We start from the raw sequence: 19,244 nt of genomic DNA on the forward strand, positions 1-19,244 counted from the left end.
TACTGTATAAAACAACAAAAATACTGTGAAAATAAAATAAAGATAAGTTATATGTAAAATGTTTCATGTTTAAGTACCAATCTGTATAAATTTTGTTATAATGCTTTTATACATGTGAGTCAAATCAAACATATATGTCTCACGATATTATCCAAAAGTAAAAGGACAACGTTTTTATCCGGGTTGTGTCTTGAAGTCGATTGAAAGGAATAAAAAATCATGAAACAATTTTATAGGCAGGTCAGCCGTTTTTCTATACGAAAACTCTCGGTCGGTGTAGCTTCTGTTTTATTAGGAATGGGTTTTGTTGCGCATACATCACCTGAAATGGTACATGCGGAGGAATCCACACAGTCAAAAATTACGTATCGCTATGTCAGCGAGGCAGAATTGAGTGAAGACGAAAAAGCGTTGATTGTTAGCGCGTTACCGTCTAATCAAGTCTCTGGAGATACAACGTATTACATGGTGTATCGTCCAAATGCGGTGAACACTTTACCAAATACAGGGGAAGATTTTTCGGCGCTCACAGCAGGGGTGGGCGTAGCCTTTTTAGTGTGTGCACTCACTTTTTCAAGAAAGAAAAAAACATGGATTGTTACGGCATTTTTAGTGACTAGTTTAGGGCAAAGTGTTTTAATGCCAAACGTATCTGCAATAACTAATCAGTTATTTGCAAATCTTACGCAACAATACACTTTAACAAGTGGAACTGTTTTACCTGAAACCGTACGTGAAATTGAAGGGTATCATTTTGTCGGTTATATTATTCAAAAAAATGATAAAGTAGATCATCAAGTAGAAGAAAAAGCGACTACTGCTGAAACTAAAGAAACAGATAATACACCTGAAGTTCCAGTATTGCCTGCAACACCTAATGTAGACGCACCAACTAAAGTTGTTACACCAACGAAACCAGATGTACCAACTAAAGTTATGCCGGAAGTAACTGAAAAGCCAGTAACTGATGTGATTACCAGACCAACACAAAGCGAAGCACCAAAGGTAGAAAAACCAATTGAATCGGACACAACTCCAAAACCGAGCGTGCCAGTTGAAGAAAAGCCGGAACCACCAAAAGTAGAAGCGCCAGCGGAATCAGAAGACAAACCAAAACCAGACGTGCCGGCTGAAGAAAAGCCAGAAACGCCAAAAATTGATGAAAAGCCAACGGCGCCAGAACCACCAAAGGTAGAAACGCCAGCGGAATCAGAAGACAAACCAAAACCAGACGTGCCGGCTGAAGAAAAGCCGGAAACGCCAAAAATTGATGAAAAGCCAACGGCACCGGAAGCACCAAAGGTAGAAGCGCCAGCGGAATCGGAAAATAAACCGAAACCAGACGTGCCGGCTGAAGAAACACCAGAAACGCCAGAACCTGTAACGCCAGAACCAGAGAAAAAACAGGATGTTTTAAAAGGAGAGGTATTAACGGTTACGAAGCCTGTTGCGCCACTCGAGTTAATGGTTGCAGCAGATAAATTAGAAAAAGCTTTACAAAAACAAGTTGATACTACGCAAAAAACACCAGCAAGTGTTGCGACGTTTGAAAATGCTAAACGAAATGCACAACAAATTTTAGCTCAAGCAAATGCTAAAATTGTAGATTCAACAGCAAGTCCCAACGCTATTGAACAAGCTAAACGTCAAGTAGAAGAAGCACTTAGAACGCTTGAAGCAGCCGAAGCGGCTTTAGAAAATGTGGCGCTGACAAAACCAACTTTAGAATTGCAAACATTAGAGAAAAAAGAAAAAGATAAAGCGATTCGAGTGTCGTATCGATTAACTGATCCTGATGATACATTTGTCTCTGCTACGGTTCAAATTTATGAAAAAGACAAGTTGGTTAAAACGGTACAACTTTCTAAAACGGATTTAGCGGGAGTTGACATTTCGGGATTAGACTACTACGTTGATTACACATTAAAAACAAGTTTTGAGTATACGACATTATCTGGAAATGCACGTGAATCGTTGCCGAATGATCGACCTTTTGTTTTAGAACGTAAACAAATCGAATTGAAAAATTTACGTGATTTGTCGTTGTATACGTATCGAAATGGTGTGAAAACAAAAGTTATTGGTTTAGCAGAAGTGGGCTCGGTTAATGACTACTTTGCTAGCTTTGTATCAGAAAACGGTAAGGAAGTTCAATTGCCAATTAAAGAAATTATCCCGCAAGACAATGGTTTTAAAGTCGTAGCCACTCACCCAGAACTTGTTCAACGCAATGCAACAGACGAGTATGAAGCGGATTACGTCTTTACCATTAATCGATTAGCACCAGCAAAAAATAATGTCTACACATCTTTTAAAGATTTAATTACATCAATGAATGCAAATCCAAGTGGTATGTTTACGTTAGGTGCTGACTTGAGTGCGGGAGAGATGGAAACGCCGACAACAAGTTATGTTACTGTACCATTTACGGGAACTTTAAACGGATTGCATGATGGTAAAAATTATACGATTTATGATTTGAAGGCACCGCTATTTGAAACAACCGCCACTGGTGCAGCATTAACAAACTTGAATTTAGCCAACGTGACGATTCAATCGCCTAAAGCAAATGTTGGAGCGCTTGTCAATGAAGCCACTGGAACACAAATTGAAAATGTAGCGATTGAAGGTAGTATTACGGCGCCTTACAATGTGGCAGGTTTAGTGTATTCTGCACAAGCGAATACAAGTATCCGTAATGTTGACCTTAACATGAAATTGACGACTACTGCTACCGATACAGAAATGAAATCGGGTGGTGTTGTAGGACGAATTGGCAATAGTGTAATGGAAAAAGTTCATGCCAATGTCATGATTGATACGAGAGTGAAAGCTGAACAAGAGTTTGGTGGTATTGTAGGTGTTGCTACCAATAATGTGACGGTATCCGATATTTATGTAGAAGGATCGTTAGACAATAAAGGCGGTGGTCGTGTTGGAGCACTTAGTGGAAATGCCGGGCGTGGCGTCTTTAAACGCATTGTATCCGCCCTTCCTGTAATTAGTGGTTCGTCGTTAAACGGTTCGGGGGATGGCATTAATGCCACAGAAGTTTATGGCGTTTTAGGAAAAGCAACGGCTAATGTGACGTCTAGAAAAGTCAGCCTTATTTCTGAAGCAGATGCCACTGAAAAAGTGAAAGCAATGGGCATTACTGCGACTTTAGCGGATAAAGAAACGCTCGTTGGACAAAGTTCTAAAAAGATAGATTATCGTCATTTACCGCATTATGATGCAACGCGTGAAATTGCTTATTATAACACTGAAAAACTATTACCGTTTTATAATCGTGAATACATTGTAAAACAAGGGAATAAGATTGAGGCATCAAGCAAATTGTTTGCGACGAAAATTGTTTCAATTGTACCAATGAAAGATAATGAAGTGATTGCCAACTTTTATAAAAATAAAGGTAGTATCAATCGTCTTTTATTAAACTATGCAGATGGCAAGGTAGAGTATTTAAATGTGATTCCAGGATTAACATTTGCAGATAATACCATTCAAGAATATGGAATCACTGGAACAGAACTACTGTATACGCCAGAGCAATTTATCACAAGCCCAGCAGAAGTTATCGCAACGGCGATCAAACGCGTTGCAGGATTAACGTACTTCTCAGAAGATGTTTGGAAAGTTACGCAACGTCATCCAGAAAGAGTAGCGGATAGTCTAAGTTTTGCACCACTTGAAAAATATCAAACGGATGTTTTAGAAGTGCTTTATCTGAAAGATGCCTTTAAAAAAGTGAGTGACCGTGCTCAAGATATTTTTGAAGCAGCACTTGCTCAAAGTGTGGCAGCAGATTTTACGGCAACACCGTTAAAAGAACAAATGAAAGATTATATGAAAGATAATGCAGTTGCCATTTTAATAGGGGCTACTTATCTAAATCGTTTATATAATGTTCAATTTGATGAGATGAATGTTGGAGAGCTAGTAACGTTCTATCAAAACTTCTTTGGTACACAAGTGAACAGTCTTGAATGGCTAGCTAATCTTGGTCGAATGGGCAATAATGAATTGGATATAAAAAACAACCCAGCAACGTATGCAAAATGGATTGCGCCATTATCTGGGTATGCCAATCTTCGTGATTATTTAAGTGCTTATCGTACACGTTTTACACAACGTAGTGAAAATGATTGGTTTAAATCCGCGACAAAAGCGTACATTGTAGAAGTGCCATCGAAAGAGTTACCAAATCAGACGTATTTAGTATATGATCAACTCAATCGAATCGATCATCCACGTATGATTTTACCACTCTTGAACTTGACGTCAGAAGGTATTTACATCATGAGTAATATGACGACGTTATCGTTTGGTATGTATGATCGTTATATGGATATGTCGCTTAAAGAAACCGACCCTGATAAATATGCAAGTGAATTAAAACGTGTCAATGCGTTGGTAGATTACTTTGCGCAAACGCAAGTCGATCACTTTGATTTCTGGTATCGAATGATTAGACCAGAAGTAAAAGAGCGTCTATACAATCGACGTGATATGCCAATTCCGTCATGGGATGGGTATTCAATTCCGCGATTTGCTGGAAAACAAGCGTACTGGATGGAAAGCTTTGGAGAAAACGCATCAAGTCGTATGACTGATTTCTTTGCACCAATTGGAAAATATTATCGTCCAAATGGTTCTGGAGCGTATGCAACAGGTAGTTTAGTTCACTTTGTAAGTGATAATATGTTGAGTGCTTATGGTCAATCCGTATTTACGCATGAAATGACGCATAACTTGGACGGTACGGTATATTTAGGTGGTTATGGACGTAGAGAAAACTTTGGTGCAGAAGTGTATGCGCAAGGTTTGTTACAATCCACAACATCTGCCACAAATCCAATTTTTGCAATCAATAATAATGTAGACTTTTCAATCGCTGACGGTGGAAAATTTGTAGACAATCGAGTGCATAACTTATCGCCTGAACGCTTCCAAACACCAGCTGATTTAAAAGAGTATCTTCAAGGTCGTATGGACGTCATTTATACACTTGAAGCTTTGGAAGGGAACGCTTTAGTCAAACTATCTAAAGCAGATCAAGCGTTGTTCTACAAGAAAATTGAACGCATTAATGACATTGGTGAATCCAGAATTCGTCAAATGAGTGCAGAAGAGTTAGCACCGCTAACTTTAGAAAGTGTTCATAACTTGGTGGAAAACGATATTCTGCTTGGTGTGCATTCACTTCATAACAGTCGAGAAAAAATTAGTAAAAATGGTTATGATATCGAGCATTTATTCGCTGCAAACTATAGTGGTTTAACGAATCCGAATGGGTCTTCCGATACATTAAGTATTAAGCGTTTAAGTAATGAATTACTAGCTGAAACAGGCTATGATGGTTTTGTTGCGTATGTTTCAAATCAATATCGTGCTGAAGCAAGAGCAGCCGGAGAGGTATTTAATGATGCATACATTCTCAAGAAAATTACAAATCATCAATTTTCAGACTTCCACGACTTTAAAAAGGCGATGTATAAACGTCGTTTAGATAATGTTGCGCAGTTGAAACCAATTACATTTACTTACAACCGAAACACTTATACCGTAAATGAAGCGACTTTAAATCAATTGATTAATGAAGCGATTCAAGCAGATTTAATGGCGTTAAAAGCCAATAAAGCAACACCAAATCTTCTTGCGCTTAAAGAAGCCATTTTCAAAGCGTATCTATTAGATACAAACGACTTTAGAACGTCGATTTATCAATAAAATTAAGGTAATGATGTTTTAATGAATTGGTTAAAATACTAAAAATGAAATAGAAACCGTATTTTATTTAAAAAGGTATTGGTAGCTTCTAAATGATGCTACCAACACCTTTAATCGTGGTATGAATACGACTTGACGGCTCATTGTAGTATTATTGAAAAAGGGTGCAAATACCATTAAATGCGATGACGTTTAAATAGTCAAAATCGTTTTATGGCAATGTATTTTATAAAAAAATAGGATACAGCAATTTTGTTGTTGAATCGCTTTACGATTTCACTGATTCATATTTTTTTATAAAATTGTTGAGTTTTTGAAATTTAAGTGTTATAGTGATTACAAGTTAATAACAAATCGATGAATAAGAGAGTAAATTAATTGGGTATCCCAGCGAGATAGGGCAGAGTGTAAGCCTATTGTGACTGATTAGTTGAACCGCCCTTATGAGATAAGTGAGTGAACCTTGTAGTAGCTTGCTTCGCTGTCTGAGCGTTATCAAATTGAGTGAATCAGAAATTATGATGTAATTTCTTGTTAACTAGAGTGGTACCGCGGGTTTATGAAATCATGACTCGTCTCTAAATGCTTTTATAAGTATTTAGAGACGAGTTTTTTTGTTGATTAACAAAAAGTGAAAGGTGGAAATAAAATGGTAAATTTAATGGCTATAGCAGTGGACTTTAAAAAATTAGGTCCATGGTTGCCGTCGTTTTTAGAAGGAACAATTGTGACAATTACACTATCCTTTTTAACGGTATTATTAGGGACGATTATAGGACTTTTTGCAACAATTATGCAACAATCGGAAAAGAAATGGATTCGCATGATTGCCAATGCGTACATACAAATCATTCGTGGAACACCAATGTTATTACAACTATTTTTATGGTTGTATGGTTTGCCACTATTTGGGTTGACAATTCCAACTATTGAATCATTTGGTAGCGTCTACGGTTCAAGAGAATTTTTAACTGCCGTTATTGCGTTATCCGTCAATTCAGGTGCGTACATTTGTGAAATATTTAGGGGCGGATTGGAAGCCATTGATAAAGGACAAATGGAAGCCGGTCGTGCTTTAGGATTAAGCCGACGCGAAACGCTATTTTCCATTATCATTCCTCAAGCGACACGTGTTGTGTTGCCCGGTTTAGGAAATGAGTTCATTACGATGATTAAGGAATCGTCGATTGTTTCAACAATTGGTGTATTTGATGTGATGTATGTCCAAAATATTGTAAAAGCGGCGACATATTCTATTTTTGAACCGTTAGTATTGATTGGGGTCATTTATTTCGTGTTAACATTTGCCCTAACCAAATTAATGAAGTACGCAGAAAAGAGGTTAAGTGTTTATGATTAAAGTCAATCATTTAAAAAAATCTTATGGCGAGTTAAACGTCTTAAAAGGAATTGATTTACAAATTGAACAAGGCGAGGTTGTGGCTTTAATTGGCCCGTCCGGTTCTGGTAAATCAACGTTAATTCGTTGCTTAAATTTAATGGAATCGCCAACTAGTGGGGAAGTTTTGTTTAAGGATGTGTTATTGAACGATACGAAAATTGGTGAGGACAAAGTCAATCAATTGCGTCAGTCAATTGGTATGGTATTTCAGCATTTTAATTTGTTTCCGCATTTAACAGTGGAAGAAAACATTACTTTAGCGCCCGTAAAATTAAACAAACTATCAAAAACACAAGCCAAAGAAAAAGCGGCGAACTTATTAAAAAAAGTAGGCTTATTGGATAAAAAAGATGTTTATCCAGCCAAATTGTCCGGAGGACAAAAACAAAGGGTTGCCATTGCCAGAGCATTAGCAATGGAACCAGAAGTGATGTTGTTTGATGAACCAACATCGGCACTCGATCCGGAAATGGTCAAAGAGGTGCTAAATGTTATTCAATCACTGGCACAAGACGGCATGACAATTGTTATTGTGACACACGAGATGAACTTTGCTAAACGAGTCGCTTCACGCGTAGTGTTTTTAGCAGATGGCCAAATTGTTGAACAAGGAACGGCAGAACAAATTTTTAATGCACCACAACACAACAGAACAAAACAGTTTTTAGATCAAATCAATTATTAGAATTTTGAAAGGGAAAAGAGACCATGAAAAAATTCATGACGTTATGTTTAGTATTGTTATTCGGTTATGTGATTTTCTCACTCAATTCAAAACCGCCAGAGAATCATTTAACGAAAATTAAAGAAAGAGGAAAATTGGTCGTAGGGACTTCGCCAGATTTTCCACCACGTGAATTTTATATCATTAATGACAAAGGTGAAAAAGAAATTGTTGGTAGTGATATTGCATTATCTAAAGCGATTGCTGATAAGCTTGGGGTAAAATTAGAATTTGTGACGACCGATTTTAATGGTGTAATTGCCAATCTACAAACAGGAACGATTGATTTAGGTATTTCAGGTTTGTCATGGACAAAAGCTAGAGAATCGGTTATGGATTTCTCGACTGGTTATGCGCAAGAAACAGGGGATAATGGGTATCAAGGGCTATTAGTGAGTAAAGCAACCGCTGATAAATTTAAAACATTAGACGAATTAAAAGCGGCTAATTTGACCATTGGCGCACAAGGCGGTTCGATTCAATATGAGTTAGCGTTACAAATCACAAAACCAAGTAGTTTGAAGCAATACGGAACATTAGATGCAGCCGTATTAGCGTTAAATGCTGGTGATATTAAAGCGATGGTTGTTTCAACGACTTCCGCAGAACCATTAATTGAAGCGTTTGATAATTTAACGATTTTACCACGTGATGTGTTTGACTTGGATCCTGAAAATAAATATGCAACGAATGTAATTGGCGTGCCGAAAAACTATGACAATACAGAGTTGTTAGCCATTATCAATGAAATTATTGAAACGGCGATTAAAGACGGCACCATGGAAAAATGGGAAGCAGAAGCCAAAGAATTATCAACTAAAGCGTTGGAAGAATAGGAATAAAACAGTAACAGATGTAGAAAATAAACTCGTTTAATACGTGTTTTGAAAACAATAGTGCTACTGTATCGTACAAAAATTAGGGTTGACGGCTCATGCCATCAACCCTAAAAAAATATGCACGACATTAGTTTTCAAATATATTGAAGCGTTTTCATTATAGGTGTATAATACATTGGGGGGGGAGAACCAAAACGTATTTTGACGAAATATTTATTAGAAAGGGGAGAACGACATGAATACAATTTCAAAAGCGACTGATTTAAATCAAAAAAATACTTATTTAGAAACAGTGATGATTGAAAATAAAGGTCAAATTTTAAACAGAAATGATATTAACTGTTCTTTTAACAATCCGTTATCTGCAACGAATAAAATGCAAATAGGGTTTATCTATTTATGCATTCCAATTATTGTTGCGACAATGATATATGTGATGGTGTATTCAAATCCATTAAGTTGGTTGTATGGTTTATTATCAGGGGTAATGGTTTATACGCTTTTTGTATACGCCTATCCAATTCCTTTAGATAGCGTGTTTCAAGAATGGGTGATTACCAATGACAATATATTATTTTCTAAACAACAAGTACCATCTGCTATAATGTTACCATTTTATGTAGTGGCTAAAAAAGCAAATTCAAAAATTGAATTAAATGACATTGCAAATGTGTATTTGAGTTCTAAATCAAATGGAACTCGTATGGAAAATAGTTTTTCATTTGGAACGTGGTCACCAAAAATGAATCCATTTTTACAAAACGAATATGATTTAACGATAAAAGAAAAAGATGGTGCAATGATTGAACTACGCACTAAAAATTCTGATTTAATGTTACAAACAATCGTAACGTTTTTAAACGCGCATATAGCCGTTGAAATAAAATAATCTAGTTAACAATGAGTGTTGATGACTTAAAAAAAGTTATCAACACTTTTTGATAGGGTCTATCGTTAAATGAAATACGCTCTATGTTATAATCACTAGTGAAAAGGTAGCGTATGATTTTGAACGTCGAAAATTAAAAAAGGGGAGGTAAACGCATGCCAAAAATGATACTGTCAATTTGGATAATCTTTTTATCTGTATATATTCCGCTAGTTAATGCTCTCGATTACATTTCAAGCTTTTTTTATACGTTACTCATACTGTATGTCATCTATGTGGTATCCACTCTTTTGCATCTATTCATCAATGTAAGAAAGCTAAACTGTAAATATATCGTTGTATACCCGTTTACGTTTCATAAAAAATTAGAATGTCATCCAATCCGATTGTTGTATTATCCAGAGATGGTACGTGATACGATACCCGTCAATTTAATTTATCAATTAAAAACAGTGAATTCAGAAACGATTTTATATCAGCAGTTAAATAAACTACGCTTATCTCGAGAATTGTCCAGATATGTTGCGACCTGTTTGATACTTTATAGCATTAATAGTTATGTTTTTACGATTCCACTATGGTCATGTGGTGTCATGTGCATCGCATTGTTTGTCCAATCTTATTTTGGAAATCATACGATATGGATAGGCAATAGTGCCGTTATTCATTATAAAAAATATTTTGAATTGGTGTTATCAAAACATTATATTAGCGATGTAGATGTTAATGTTTTTAGAGTATTTTTAGCGAATAACTATAAACGAATCAATACCACTATTTTGCTAAAAATAATGTTGAATTATTGTGTGGCTTTAAAAAACAATCCAATCAAGGAAAGTGATGAGCAACTTATTCAAGAAATTGTTGATGAGTTATCGGAAACCATTTATCGACACGGCGTGGAAAATTTTATGTTATTCAATTATGTGATATTTTCAATCGGTTTTTTAGGTGTTGAAAAAAGCGAGAAATTGATAGCCACATCCAAACAAGGTGTCTATTCATTAAAAAGTGATTTGTCTGAACTCAATCATTCCGGTATATTCAGTCGTCAGAATACAAAAATGGATAAATTTTTAACGTTTTTGAATACAAAAAATAAAAATGATTTGAAAATGAGTGATTATATATTTAATTTTCCGAAAATATTTAATGCCTAATCCAATCGGGTGTATCCATATTAAAAAACGGGAATAAATAATAGCAACTTTGATTCTTATCAAGAAGGTTGGATAAAAGTCAAAAATTTTATCAGCTTAAAGTGAAGGCATACCGTTTAGATTTTTACGCACTATGCTGGTAAATGTTTTGTTAAGCGCTTAAACGACTACGTCCTAACATTAGATAAATCGCCTAAATAATTTTAAAGTATCTCATTTTATGTTAAAATGAAATGAAATAGAAAGGGGATTCATATGTTATATCAAACGAACAATCGGTATCACAATGTTTCAAAGACGAAACAACGTTTTACGATTAAAAAATTTAAATTTGGAGTTGCGTCCGTACTGCTTGGTCTTACTTTTGTAGGCGTGAGCGGACAGACGGTACTTGCAAAAGAAACTAACGCAACAATTCAAGCGGCAGAAAGTAGCGCAACAACGAATGCGACGAGTGAAAATGATGAAAAAACTGTCAATGCACTTTCTTTGGAAAAAGAAGAAGAGTCGCAGGAAACAGGCAGTAAGGAATTGTTAACTAATGATACAACAAATTCATCTTCTACTACTGATTTTATAACAGGGCCAGAAGAATACACTCCTACAAATTTAGAAACATCATATTTACTACCAAGCGATAATGTCCATTCTCTTGGAGGTGGTGTTGATGTTACGCCCTTAGAAGCTAAAAATTTAGGGGATGGCTTTGTTGAATATTCGTATCAAATTTCTGTTCAACCGATTGTGAGTAGTGATCATATTCAAACATCAGGTACTGTTCATGTTGCTTTACCTGGATTTGGACAAGATGTTAAATTTACTCAAATTGGTACTTACGATGGAGAGTTATTAAAAGATAACGCAGAGTTTCGTCCGTTTTATGCATTACATACACGAATGACTGCATCAAAAAACGTTGAGGTTCCATTGGGGATTACGCATTCGATTGAAGCGTTTGAGAAAACTCAAGAAGAACGGCAAGCAGAACGCGAAGCAAACAATTATGATTACATCACAGGTTCTTCGCTGGCATTTAATGAGGAAATAGAGTTGCGTAAATCAAAAGGAATGGTTGATTTGCCAAACGCAGTAGTCTTTACTGGCTACACTCAAGATGGGTTTAATCCAGCAGTTGATGCATTTGATGATAAAAATAATCCAACTCCAGCGACATCGATTGAAGAAAATATTGCCAAATATGAAAAATTGCCAAATACCATTAAAAATTATGTCTTTTCTACATACACTGTCGGTCATCCGATGGCAGTTAAAGTCAGTTTCAAAGTGACAGAAGAGCAAGCATTAAAGACACCAAATTTACCATTATGGTCTGCGCTAGCGTGGCGTTCATTTTATGAAGGAGGAATTACATCGTATAAAACGAATGCTCAAAATTTATATGATTTGGATAGTGGTGAAAAAGCTGCAACATTTATCGCTAAACCTGAAACCATTAAAGATGATCAATTTGATAAAAATGGACTTTATGGAACGCAGACGGGTATAACGGCCTATACTGGTGATTGGCGTCTTATTGGAACTGATATTACGAAAGCAAATTTTGACTATGTATCAACCTTTCGTCTGCCAAATAATATAGCAGTATCTTATTTTGCTCCACGATCTGAGGATTTAAGAGACATCGCTGTTGTACGGTATGACACAAAAGTAGATACTCAACCACAAACACTTCAACAAAACTCAGATCCAATTAGTCCAACAGAATCTCAGCCATCTCAGAATATCCATACTCTTGGTGGCGGTGTTGATGTTACGCCTCTAGAAGCGAAAGATTTAGGGGATGGCTTTGTTGAATATTCTTATCAAGTATCTGTTCAAGCCGTTCAAAGTAGTGATCATATTCAAACATCAAGCACACTTCATGTTGCGCTGCCTGGATTTGGACAAGATGTCACTTTCACTCAAATTGGGACTTACAATAAAGATGCCCTAGGAATAGACAATTACGATGTGAATAAATTGCGTGAAAGACGGTTGCAGGCTTCTAAAGATGTAGAGGTTCCATTAGGGATTACAACAACAATGGAAGCATTTGATAAAACACAGGAAGAACGACGAGCGCTATTAGCCGCACATCATAAAGAGAAGTATTTCCAAAATACCTCTTTAGCGTGGAATGAAGAGATAGAATTACGTAAGGCAAACGGTTTAGTAACTTTGCCAAATGCGGTTGTCTTTAGAGGTCTTTCAAAAAACGAATACGAAACAGAAGTTGAAGGTCTTAGAGATTTTGATGGTATTTTAGAATCATGGACAGTCGAAGAACAAATTGAAAAATACGGCGATAGACCGCACCTAATCAAAAATTACCTACTTTCTGCAGAAGGTGCGGGTCATCCTTTAGCATTTAGAGTAACTTTTAAAGTACCAAAGGAACAAGCCTTAAAAACACCAAATTTACCATTATGGGCTGCTCTTGCTTGGCGATCATTCACTGAAGGTGGCATTGCTAGCTATGATACTGGATCACAAAGTCTGTTTGATTTTCCGAGTGGTAGAAAGTCAGCGCAATTTATTTCTTATCCAGAGTATATTAACAAAGAGCAGTTTGATAAAAATGGACTGTATGGTACGACTACAGGTATAACTCGTTACACAGGAGATTGGCGGTTTATTGGTAATGACGTGACACACAGTGCATTCAACTTTGCGAATATCTTTAATTTAAGAGATAATCCTGATGTGACTTATTTTGCCCCAATCGATGAAGATTTAAGAGATATTGCTGTTGTGCGTTTTGAAGAACAGCCGGAAACCACAGAAGAACCAAATGAAGAGGTGGAAAAACCAACAGAGGATCAGACCGAAACGCCAACGCCGAATGAAACACCTAACGAACCCGTAAAACCAGATGAAAAAGTAGAGCAACCAAAAACGCCAATCGAAACTCCAACACCAAGTGAAGAGTTGTCGCCAAAACAACCAAAAGAACAAAAAGAAGATCGTTTATTACCAGAAACGGGTGAAACAAAACATCAATCCTTTAGTGTTGCACTGTTAGCCATTGTGGCTTCAATCGGTTCATTATTTGGAGCTAAGAAAAAAGAAAATTAGCGAACAGAGAAATAGATTGCAAATTAAGGTGGAAATATAACTTGGATACATTTATATCTGCACTATTTTTAGTTATTTTTATTGGAATTATAATTTACAATAAAAAAACTAAAAAGTAATCAAAATCTGAAATGAAGGTATTGAATCCAATAAGTGAGACAAAATTTGTTGGCTCTATGTCAAATAGGGTTGATGGTTCATAAAGATAGTGATTTAACAGATGTTAAGTTGCTATCTTTTTGTTTTAGTCGAAAAGTGATGTCAGTTGATGAAAATGCACGGGATATATTGCATATATGTTTATGGTTAGGTAATAAATCATTCATTATGCATTAAAATTGAGATGGTTGAAAATGATATAATGCACTAGTGTAAGAAGCTAATATTTGAATATTTAAGAAAATAGAGTTAAATTGTAGGTGTAATGAAAGGGGATTCATATGTTTAAAAAAATTGTATCTACTTTAACTTTAGTTGTTGTATTAGGTGCATGTTCCACTATTCCAAAAGAAGAAGCTTTAAAATTAAATCAAACAAAGGCAAAAGTCACAAGTAGTAGTGTACAAAATCAAGAAACGTCTACTGCTGTAAATGAATCAGCAATGACTAAATCATCACATCAAATTTCGACGGGGTCACTTCAATTATCCGAAGAACAAATCACTAAAGTCGAACGCTATCGAAAAGAAATTGCGCAAGCAAGAAAAAAACAGTTAGATTATATTAATTCTTTGCCTGAAAATCAAAGAAATCAGGTACAATCGCCTTCTGCAATAGGCGTATTAAAAGTAACGGAATTAGAACAGAAATATCCAGACGATTCAAGATGGATTAATGCGGCATTTCGTATAACGGAAACAGGGATTAATCGTATATGGCTTGAAAAAAATGATGGATCAATAGAATATACAGAACTACGTACCAAACAAATTATTGAAATGTATAGTAAAAAGCATAATAAACAATTTATTGAATGTAGTCCAGCTACAGTTGGAAACTATTATGGATTGGCTGTTCCCAATGAGATGCTAGAACATGCAGTTTTAAATGGTCAAGAAATAACATTTGCATGGGGAACGCAACAACTAGGAACGTCTACTGATTTATATGATTTAAAAGCCTGCTATTCGAATATAAATGAAAAAGAAGTTATTTTATTTGTAGAAAAAGATGGCGAATTCATGGTACTTATCACAAATGGAAATCTAGAAAATCATAAAGTGCATTTAATCAAAAGTGATGATGAAATATTAAATCAGTATCTGAACAATTAAACGTTCGCTGGTTCAGGCTCTATGTCAAATAGGGTTGATGACTCATAAAGATAGTGATTTAACAGATGTTAAGTTGCTATCTTTTCATTTTATGGTCAAAGTGTTGCCATTTCACGTTATATTATTCCGTTAAAACGCATATGTTATTCCTTTTTTTCCTATTATTCCGATAAAATGGTATAATAGGAAAGACTGGAGGTATTTTATGTATATTACAGTGAAACAAGCATCTGAAAAATGGGGAATATCTGATAGGAGAGTAAGGATTTTATGTTCAGAAGGGAAAATTCCCGGTGCATATCAAAAAGGACGGGCTTGGAAAATACCGTATGATGCAACAAAGCCGACTGATGCAAGATATAAAATTAAGAAATCACTCATTCCAATTATAGAAGATAAATTAGAAATGCTTCGAAAAAGAAGACCTTTAACAGAAGGGGAGTTGGAGCGGTTAAATGAAGAATTCCTAACAGAATATACCTATAACTCAAATGCAATCGAAGGCAACACGTTAACTCTACGAGAAACAGACATGGTTCTTAGAGGACTTACTATTGAACAGAAATCATTAAAGGAACATTTGGAGGTAATTGGACATAAAGAGGCCTTTGATTATATAAGACAGCTTGTTAGTGAAAATGCTCAAATATCTGAAAAAGTAATAAAGGATATTCACTATTTAGTCTTGGCTGATAAAAAAGAGGATAGAGGAATATACAGAAGAGTGCCTGTTCGAATTATGGGTGCTGCACATGAACCTGTACAGCCCTATTTGATTATACCTAAAATGGAAGAACTACTGAAACAATATACAAATAGTAAAGAAGATATTGTGACCAAGTTGGCCCGTTTTCATATCGAATTTGAAGGCATACATCCTTTTATTGATGGAATGGAAGAACCGGAAGATTACTCGTTAACTTGGAACTAATGAAAGCGGGCTATCCGCCAATAGATATAAAGTTTACTGATCGTTTAAAATATTATGAAGCCTTTGATGAATATCATGTAAAACATAATTTATCGGCAATGGCAGACATGTTTGCAAGATATTTGAATCAGAGACTCGATCTATATCTGTCTATGTTGCAGGAGCAAGAATAAATAAATTAAATGTCTGTCAAAGCGGTATTAACGTTGTGATGGAACGGTACTGAAAAGTGATATAATAAAGATAAATTAGGTGCTTTTGGGAGATAAAATGATTTTACATTGCATGAAAAAATCTGATTGGGAAGAAAGAAAAAGTAAAAAACAGTGGGGTAGACGAAATATAGCATCAGACGGTTTTATTCATTGTTCACCAATTGAATATTTTTGGCGTGTCGCTCCGAATTTTAAAAATGTTCAAGAGGAATTGGTACTACTTTGCATTGATGAAACGTTAGTAAACGTTGAAGTGCGTTATGAAGATGATGGTAATTATGGTCGGTTTTATCCACATGTCTATGGTTTGATGAACAATGATGCTGTTGTCGCTGTCCTTCCATTTTTAAAAGATGACAATGGAAATTACATCAAAAATCCCGAATTTTCTAATATAGCAGATAGATAAAAGTTAGTAAGAGAATAAAATCGATATAGTTGTGACGAAAGATAGTACAAAAAATGGTATAATCGTTACAAGTTGCGACAGTTTTTAAGAGCAAGACGACAGGTTGGCTTAAAAACATAGTAAGACATTTAGGCTGATCGCCCAAAAGCGACAAGCGTTCTTGAACGAGATGGTAAGGGGTATCCGACCAAGTTATTCTGTTACACACCCCTAGAACTCTTTATAAACCCCTAACACGAAAAAAGGAGAATTTCTATGATACGACTAATTGCCATTGATATGGATGGGACATTGCTAAGTGAAGATAAGACGTTGCATCAAGAAGAAATTGATGCGATACGCCGTGCGATAAACGCAGGATATAAAGTCGTGATTTGTACGGGACGTGCGTTAGCAGGTGTTAAACCGTATGTCGCACAACTAAATTTATCCAACGATACAGATGAGTATGCCATTATTAGCAACGGGTGTTCGACGCATTATACAAAAAATTGGGATATGGTGTCGTGGCACCAATTAACGAAAGACGATATGCTGTTTTTATACGCTATTTCCAAACAAACAAAGGCGCAATTAACGTTGTTTGACGACGAACACTATTTTGTTGTGGAAGAAGAAGCGAACGCATTCGTGTGGAAAGATTGCAATATTGTCGGTTTAAAACCAACAGTTATTTCGATTGATGAAGCGATTAGCGGTAAATATACCATGTTTCAAGGCATGTTTTTAGAAAACTCAGACGTGTTGGACGATTTTCAAGCGCAGTTTGAAGCACAATTGGCACAGCGTTTTTCCGTTGTTCGTTCACAAGATTATATTTTTGAAACGATGCCGTTTGGTGTGAATAAGGCGAGCGCTTTAGCTGATTTGGCGAAAAAATTAAACATTTTACCAGAAGAAGTAATGGCGATTGGCGATGCAAACAACGATTTGGAGATGTTGTCGTTTGCCGGAGTGAGTGTAGCAATGGGCAATGCTAGCCAACACATTAAAGAGATGGCAACGTATGTGACGTTATCTAATGAAGAACATGGAGTCGCGCATGTGATCAATCGTTTAGTGGATAATGGAAAGTTATAGAGGTGATTTATGAAAATTTTAGTGACCGGATTTGACGCATTTGGTGGAGAAAGCATTAATCCTGCGTGGGAAGCGGTGCGCGCTTTGCCGACAACAATTGCTGATGCAACTGTGAAAACGATACAAATTCCGACTGTTTTTCACGAAAGTGCCAACGTCATATTTTCTGAAATAGACACGTTTCAGCCGGATGTGGTGGTGTGTGTTGGACAGGCAGGCGGAAGAACGGCCATTACGCCTGAACGTGTTGCCATCAATGTAGATGATGCTCGAATTTGTGACAATGTTGATCAGCAACCCATTGATGAAGCGATTCAAGGCGATGGCGATGCCGCATACTTTTCAACGTTACCAATTAAAGCGATGGTTGAAAATATGCTGAAAAAAGGCATACCTGCAAGCGTATCAAATAGTGCAGGCACATTTGTGTGTAACCATGTCATGTATCAAGTGCTGTATTACATCAATAAAAAACAATTAAATGCAAAAGCGGGATTTATACATATTCCGTATTTACCAAGTCAAGTGCTAGATAAACCAGCACAACCGTCTATGTCATTAGAGATGATGATTGCTGGATTAACAACGTGTATAGAAACAATTGTGGCATACGCCAATAAAGCAGATGCAAAAATTGTCGGTGGTGCAACGCACTAAAAGAATCGGTTTCGATTGAGACCGATTTTTTGTTTTCGTGATTGGAGCGCGTAACAAAGTATAAATATCAGAAAAGTCATGAAAATTATAGTATAATGGAGAAAATAGAGTGAAGAGGTTTTGAAATGCAAACAGTTATGTTAGAAGGGACAAACGGGCGTGCGTTAATTTTATTACATGCCTATACTAGTTTTTATGTAGATGTCCAATTAATTGGAATAGAATTGAATAAGTTAGGTTATACAGTGTGTATGCCAACACTACCTGGTCATGGAACACGCGATATGCAAAATATTTTGAAATATAATATGTTCGACTATCGTGATGCCATCAAAGATGAAATTCATCAATTAAATGATAAAGGGTATGATGAAATTGCGATTTTTGGGTTATCGTTAGGTGGTGTATTAGCGCTTGACATTTTAACGCAAAAAATTCCGGGTATTGTCGGTGGTGGATCGTTTAATTCACCGATTCCGTTAAGTGATAGTCAGCCAATTGTCAATCAATTTGTGACGTACGCTAATAGCATGTATCAACAAGTGTTTGGTGAAAAACAAGTCTATTTAGAGCGCATGAGACAAGGGGCAACGCATCATTTAGAAGCGATGGCAACTCTTTCTTATGACGTTCATGGCAATTTAAACAACATTGACGTTCCTGTATTTATTGCACAATCACTTAAAGATGAGTTGATTCCAATCGATACGGGCGAACGTTTAGCAAAATCCATTCATTTTACAAGCGTTGAATTACATACGTTTGAAAATGGAAAACACGCCATTACAGTTGGACCATACAGAAAAGAATTGTTACAAAAGCTGACGGCATTTATTGAAACTTTAGATTGGAGCTAGTC

General features: G+C 36.1%; 12 protein-coding genes, 1 pseudogene and 1 other annotated feature. All 13 genes and pseudogenes read left to right on the forward strand.

Translation table 11 applies throughout. The annotated features are described in order from the left end of the window. The first annotated feature begins 219 nt into the window (after positions 1-219). The 13 genes and pseudogenes from J7S27_02725 to J7S27_02785 all read left to right on the forward strand — a co-directional run bounded on the left by J7S27_02725 (position 220) and on the right by J7S27_02785 (position 19,242). Positions 220-5,730 carry a YSIRK-type signal peptide-containing protein gene (locus J7S27_02725; GenBank protein QTU83453.1) on the forward strand — a complete coding sequence of 1,837 codons (5,511 nt, stop codon included), beginning with the start codon at positions 220-222 and terminating at the stop codon, positions 5,728-5,730. A 348-nt stretch (positions 5,731-6,078) separates the two neighbouring features. Beyond that, positions 6,079-6,313 (forward strand) — a binding site (T-box leader). A gap of 66 nt (positions 6,314-6,379) precedes the next feature. Continuing rightward, positions 6,380-7,090 (forward strand): amino acid ABC transporter permease, encoded by a 711-nt coding sequence (locus tag J7S27_02730; GenBank protein QTU83454.1) that lies wholly within the window; start codon positions 6,380-6,382, stop codon positions 7,088-7,090. Further along, positions 7,083-7,817, forward strand: a complete 735-nt coding sequence (locus J7S27_02735; protein QTU83455.1) for an amino acid ABC transporter ATP-binding protein — start codon at positions 7,083-7,085, stop codon at positions 7,815-7,817. Before J7S27_02730 ends, J7S27_02735 begins: the two co-directional genes overlap by 8 nt. A 23-nt stretch (positions 7,818-7,840) precedes the next feature. Beyond that, positions 7,841-8,692: a transporter substrate-binding domain-containing protein gene (locus tag J7S27_02740; GenBank protein ID QTU83456.1), complete on the forward strand. Its 852-nt coding sequence runs from the start codon at positions 7,841-7,843 to the stop codon at positions 8,690-8,692. 238 nt (positions 8,693-8,930) lie between these two features. Next, a complete protein-coding gene (locus J7S27_02745; GenBank protein ID QTU83457.1) occupies positions 8,931-9,584 on the forward strand; it encodes a hypothetical protein in 654 nt (217 codons plus the stop codon). A gap of 155 nt (positions 9,585-9,739) precedes the next feature. Beyond that, positions 9,740-10,744: a hypothetical protein gene (locus J7S27_02750; GenBank protein ID QTU83458.1), complete on the forward strand. Its 1,005-nt coding sequence runs from the start codon at positions 9,740-9,742 to the stop codon at positions 10,742-10,744. A 255-nt stretch (positions 10,745-10,999) separates the two neighbouring features. After that, the gene (locus tag J7S27_02755; GenBank protein ID QTU83459.1) at positions 11,000-13,819 is read left to right on the forward strand and encodes a YSIRK-type signal peptide-containing protein; all 2,820 of its coding nucleotides are present in this window, start codon (positions 11,000-11,002) and stop codon (positions 13,817-13,819) included. Between the two features lie 440 nt (positions 13,820-14,259). Continuing rightward, positions 14,260-15,093, forward strand: a complete 834-nt coding sequence (locus J7S27_02760) for a DUF4767 domain-containing protein (protein ID QTU83460.1) — start codon at positions 14,260-14,262, stop codon at positions 15,091-15,093. Positions 15,094-15,298: 205 nt separating this feature from the next. Continuing rightward, positions 15,299-16,197, forward strand: a pseudogene (locus J7S27_02765) (Fic family protein). 97 nt (positions 16,198-16,294) lie between these two features. Further along, positions 16,295-16,648 (forward strand): DUF952 domain-containing protein, encoded by a 354-nt coding sequence (locus J7S27_02770; protein ID QTU83461.1) that lies wholly within the window; start codon positions 16,295-16,297, stop codon positions 16,646-16,648. A gap of 255 nt (positions 16,649-16,903) precedes the next feature. Further along, positions 16,904-17,728 carry an HAD family phosphatase gene (locus J7S27_02775; protein ID QTU83462.1) on the forward strand — a complete coding sequence of 275 codons (825 nt, stop codon included), beginning with the start codon at positions 16,904-16,906 and terminating at the stop codon, positions 17,726-17,728. A 9-nt stretch (positions 17,729-17,737) separates the two neighbouring features. Next, positions 17,738-18,385, forward strand: coding sequence for a pyroglutamyl-peptidase I (pcp, locus tag J7S27_02780; GenBank protein QTU83463.1), 648 nt, complete (start codon positions 17,738-17,740; stop codon positions 18,383-18,385). Positions 18,386-18,510: 125 nt separating this feature from the next. Continuing rightward, a complete protein-coding gene (locus J7S27_02785) occupies positions 18,511-19,242 on the forward strand; it encodes an alpha/beta fold hydrolase (GenBank protein QTU83464.1) in 732 nt (243 codons plus the stop codon). Positions 19,243-19,244: the final 2 nt, after the last annotated feature.

It is taken from the genome of Carnobacteriaceae bacterium zg-C25 (assembly GCA_017945845.1).
GTDB lineage: Bacteria > Bacillota > Bacilli > Lactobacillales > Aerococcaceae > WM01.

Bases quoted from the DNA above. Each gene is read 5' to 3' on its own strand.
- J7S27_02745 (QTU83457.1), top strand. From the start codon at position 8,931: ATGAATACAATTTCAAAAGCGACTGATTTAAATCAAAAAAATACTTAT.
- J7S27_02740 (QTU83456.1), top strand. From the start codon at position 7,841: ATGAAAAAATTCATGACGTTATGTTTAGTATTGTTATTCGGTTATGTG.
- J7S27_02760 (QTU83460.1), top strand. From the start codon at position 14,260: ATGTTTAAAAAAATTGTATCTACTTTAACTTTAGTTGTTGTATTAGGT.
- J7S27_02770 (QTU83461.1), top strand. From the start codon at position 16,295: ATGATTTTACATTGCATGAAAAAATCTGATTGGGAAGAAAGAAAAAGT.
- J7S27_02775 (QTU83462.1), top strand. From the start codon at position 16,904: ATGATACGACTAATTGCCATTGATATGGATGGGACATTGCTAAGTGAA.
- J7S27_02750 (QTU83458.1), top strand. From the start codon at position 9,740: ATGCCAAAAATGATACTGTCAATTTGGATAATCTTTTTATCTGTATAT.
- J7S27_02725 (QTU83453.1), top strand. From the start codon at position 220: ATGAAACAATTTTATAGGCAGGTCAGCCGTTTTTCTATACGAAAACTC.
- J7S27_02785 (QTU83464.1), top strand. From the start codon at position 18,511: ATGCAAACAGTTATGTTAGAAGGGACAAACGGGCGTGCGTTAATTTTA.
- J7S27_02735 (QTU83455.1), top strand. From the start codon at position 7,083: ATGATTAAAGTCAATCATTTAAAAAAATCTTATGGCGAGTTAAACGTC.
- J7S27_02755 (QTU83459.1), top strand. From the start codon at position 11,000: ATGTTATATCAAACGAACAATCGGTATCACAATGTTTCAAAGACGAAA.
- J7S27_02730 (QTU83454.1), top strand. From the start codon at position 6,380: ATGGTAAATTTAATGGCTATAGCAGTGGACTTTAAAAAATTAGGTCCA.
- pcp (QTU83463.1), top strand. From the start codon at position 17,738: ATGAAAATTTTAGTGACCGGATTTGACGCATTTGGTGGAGAAAGCATT.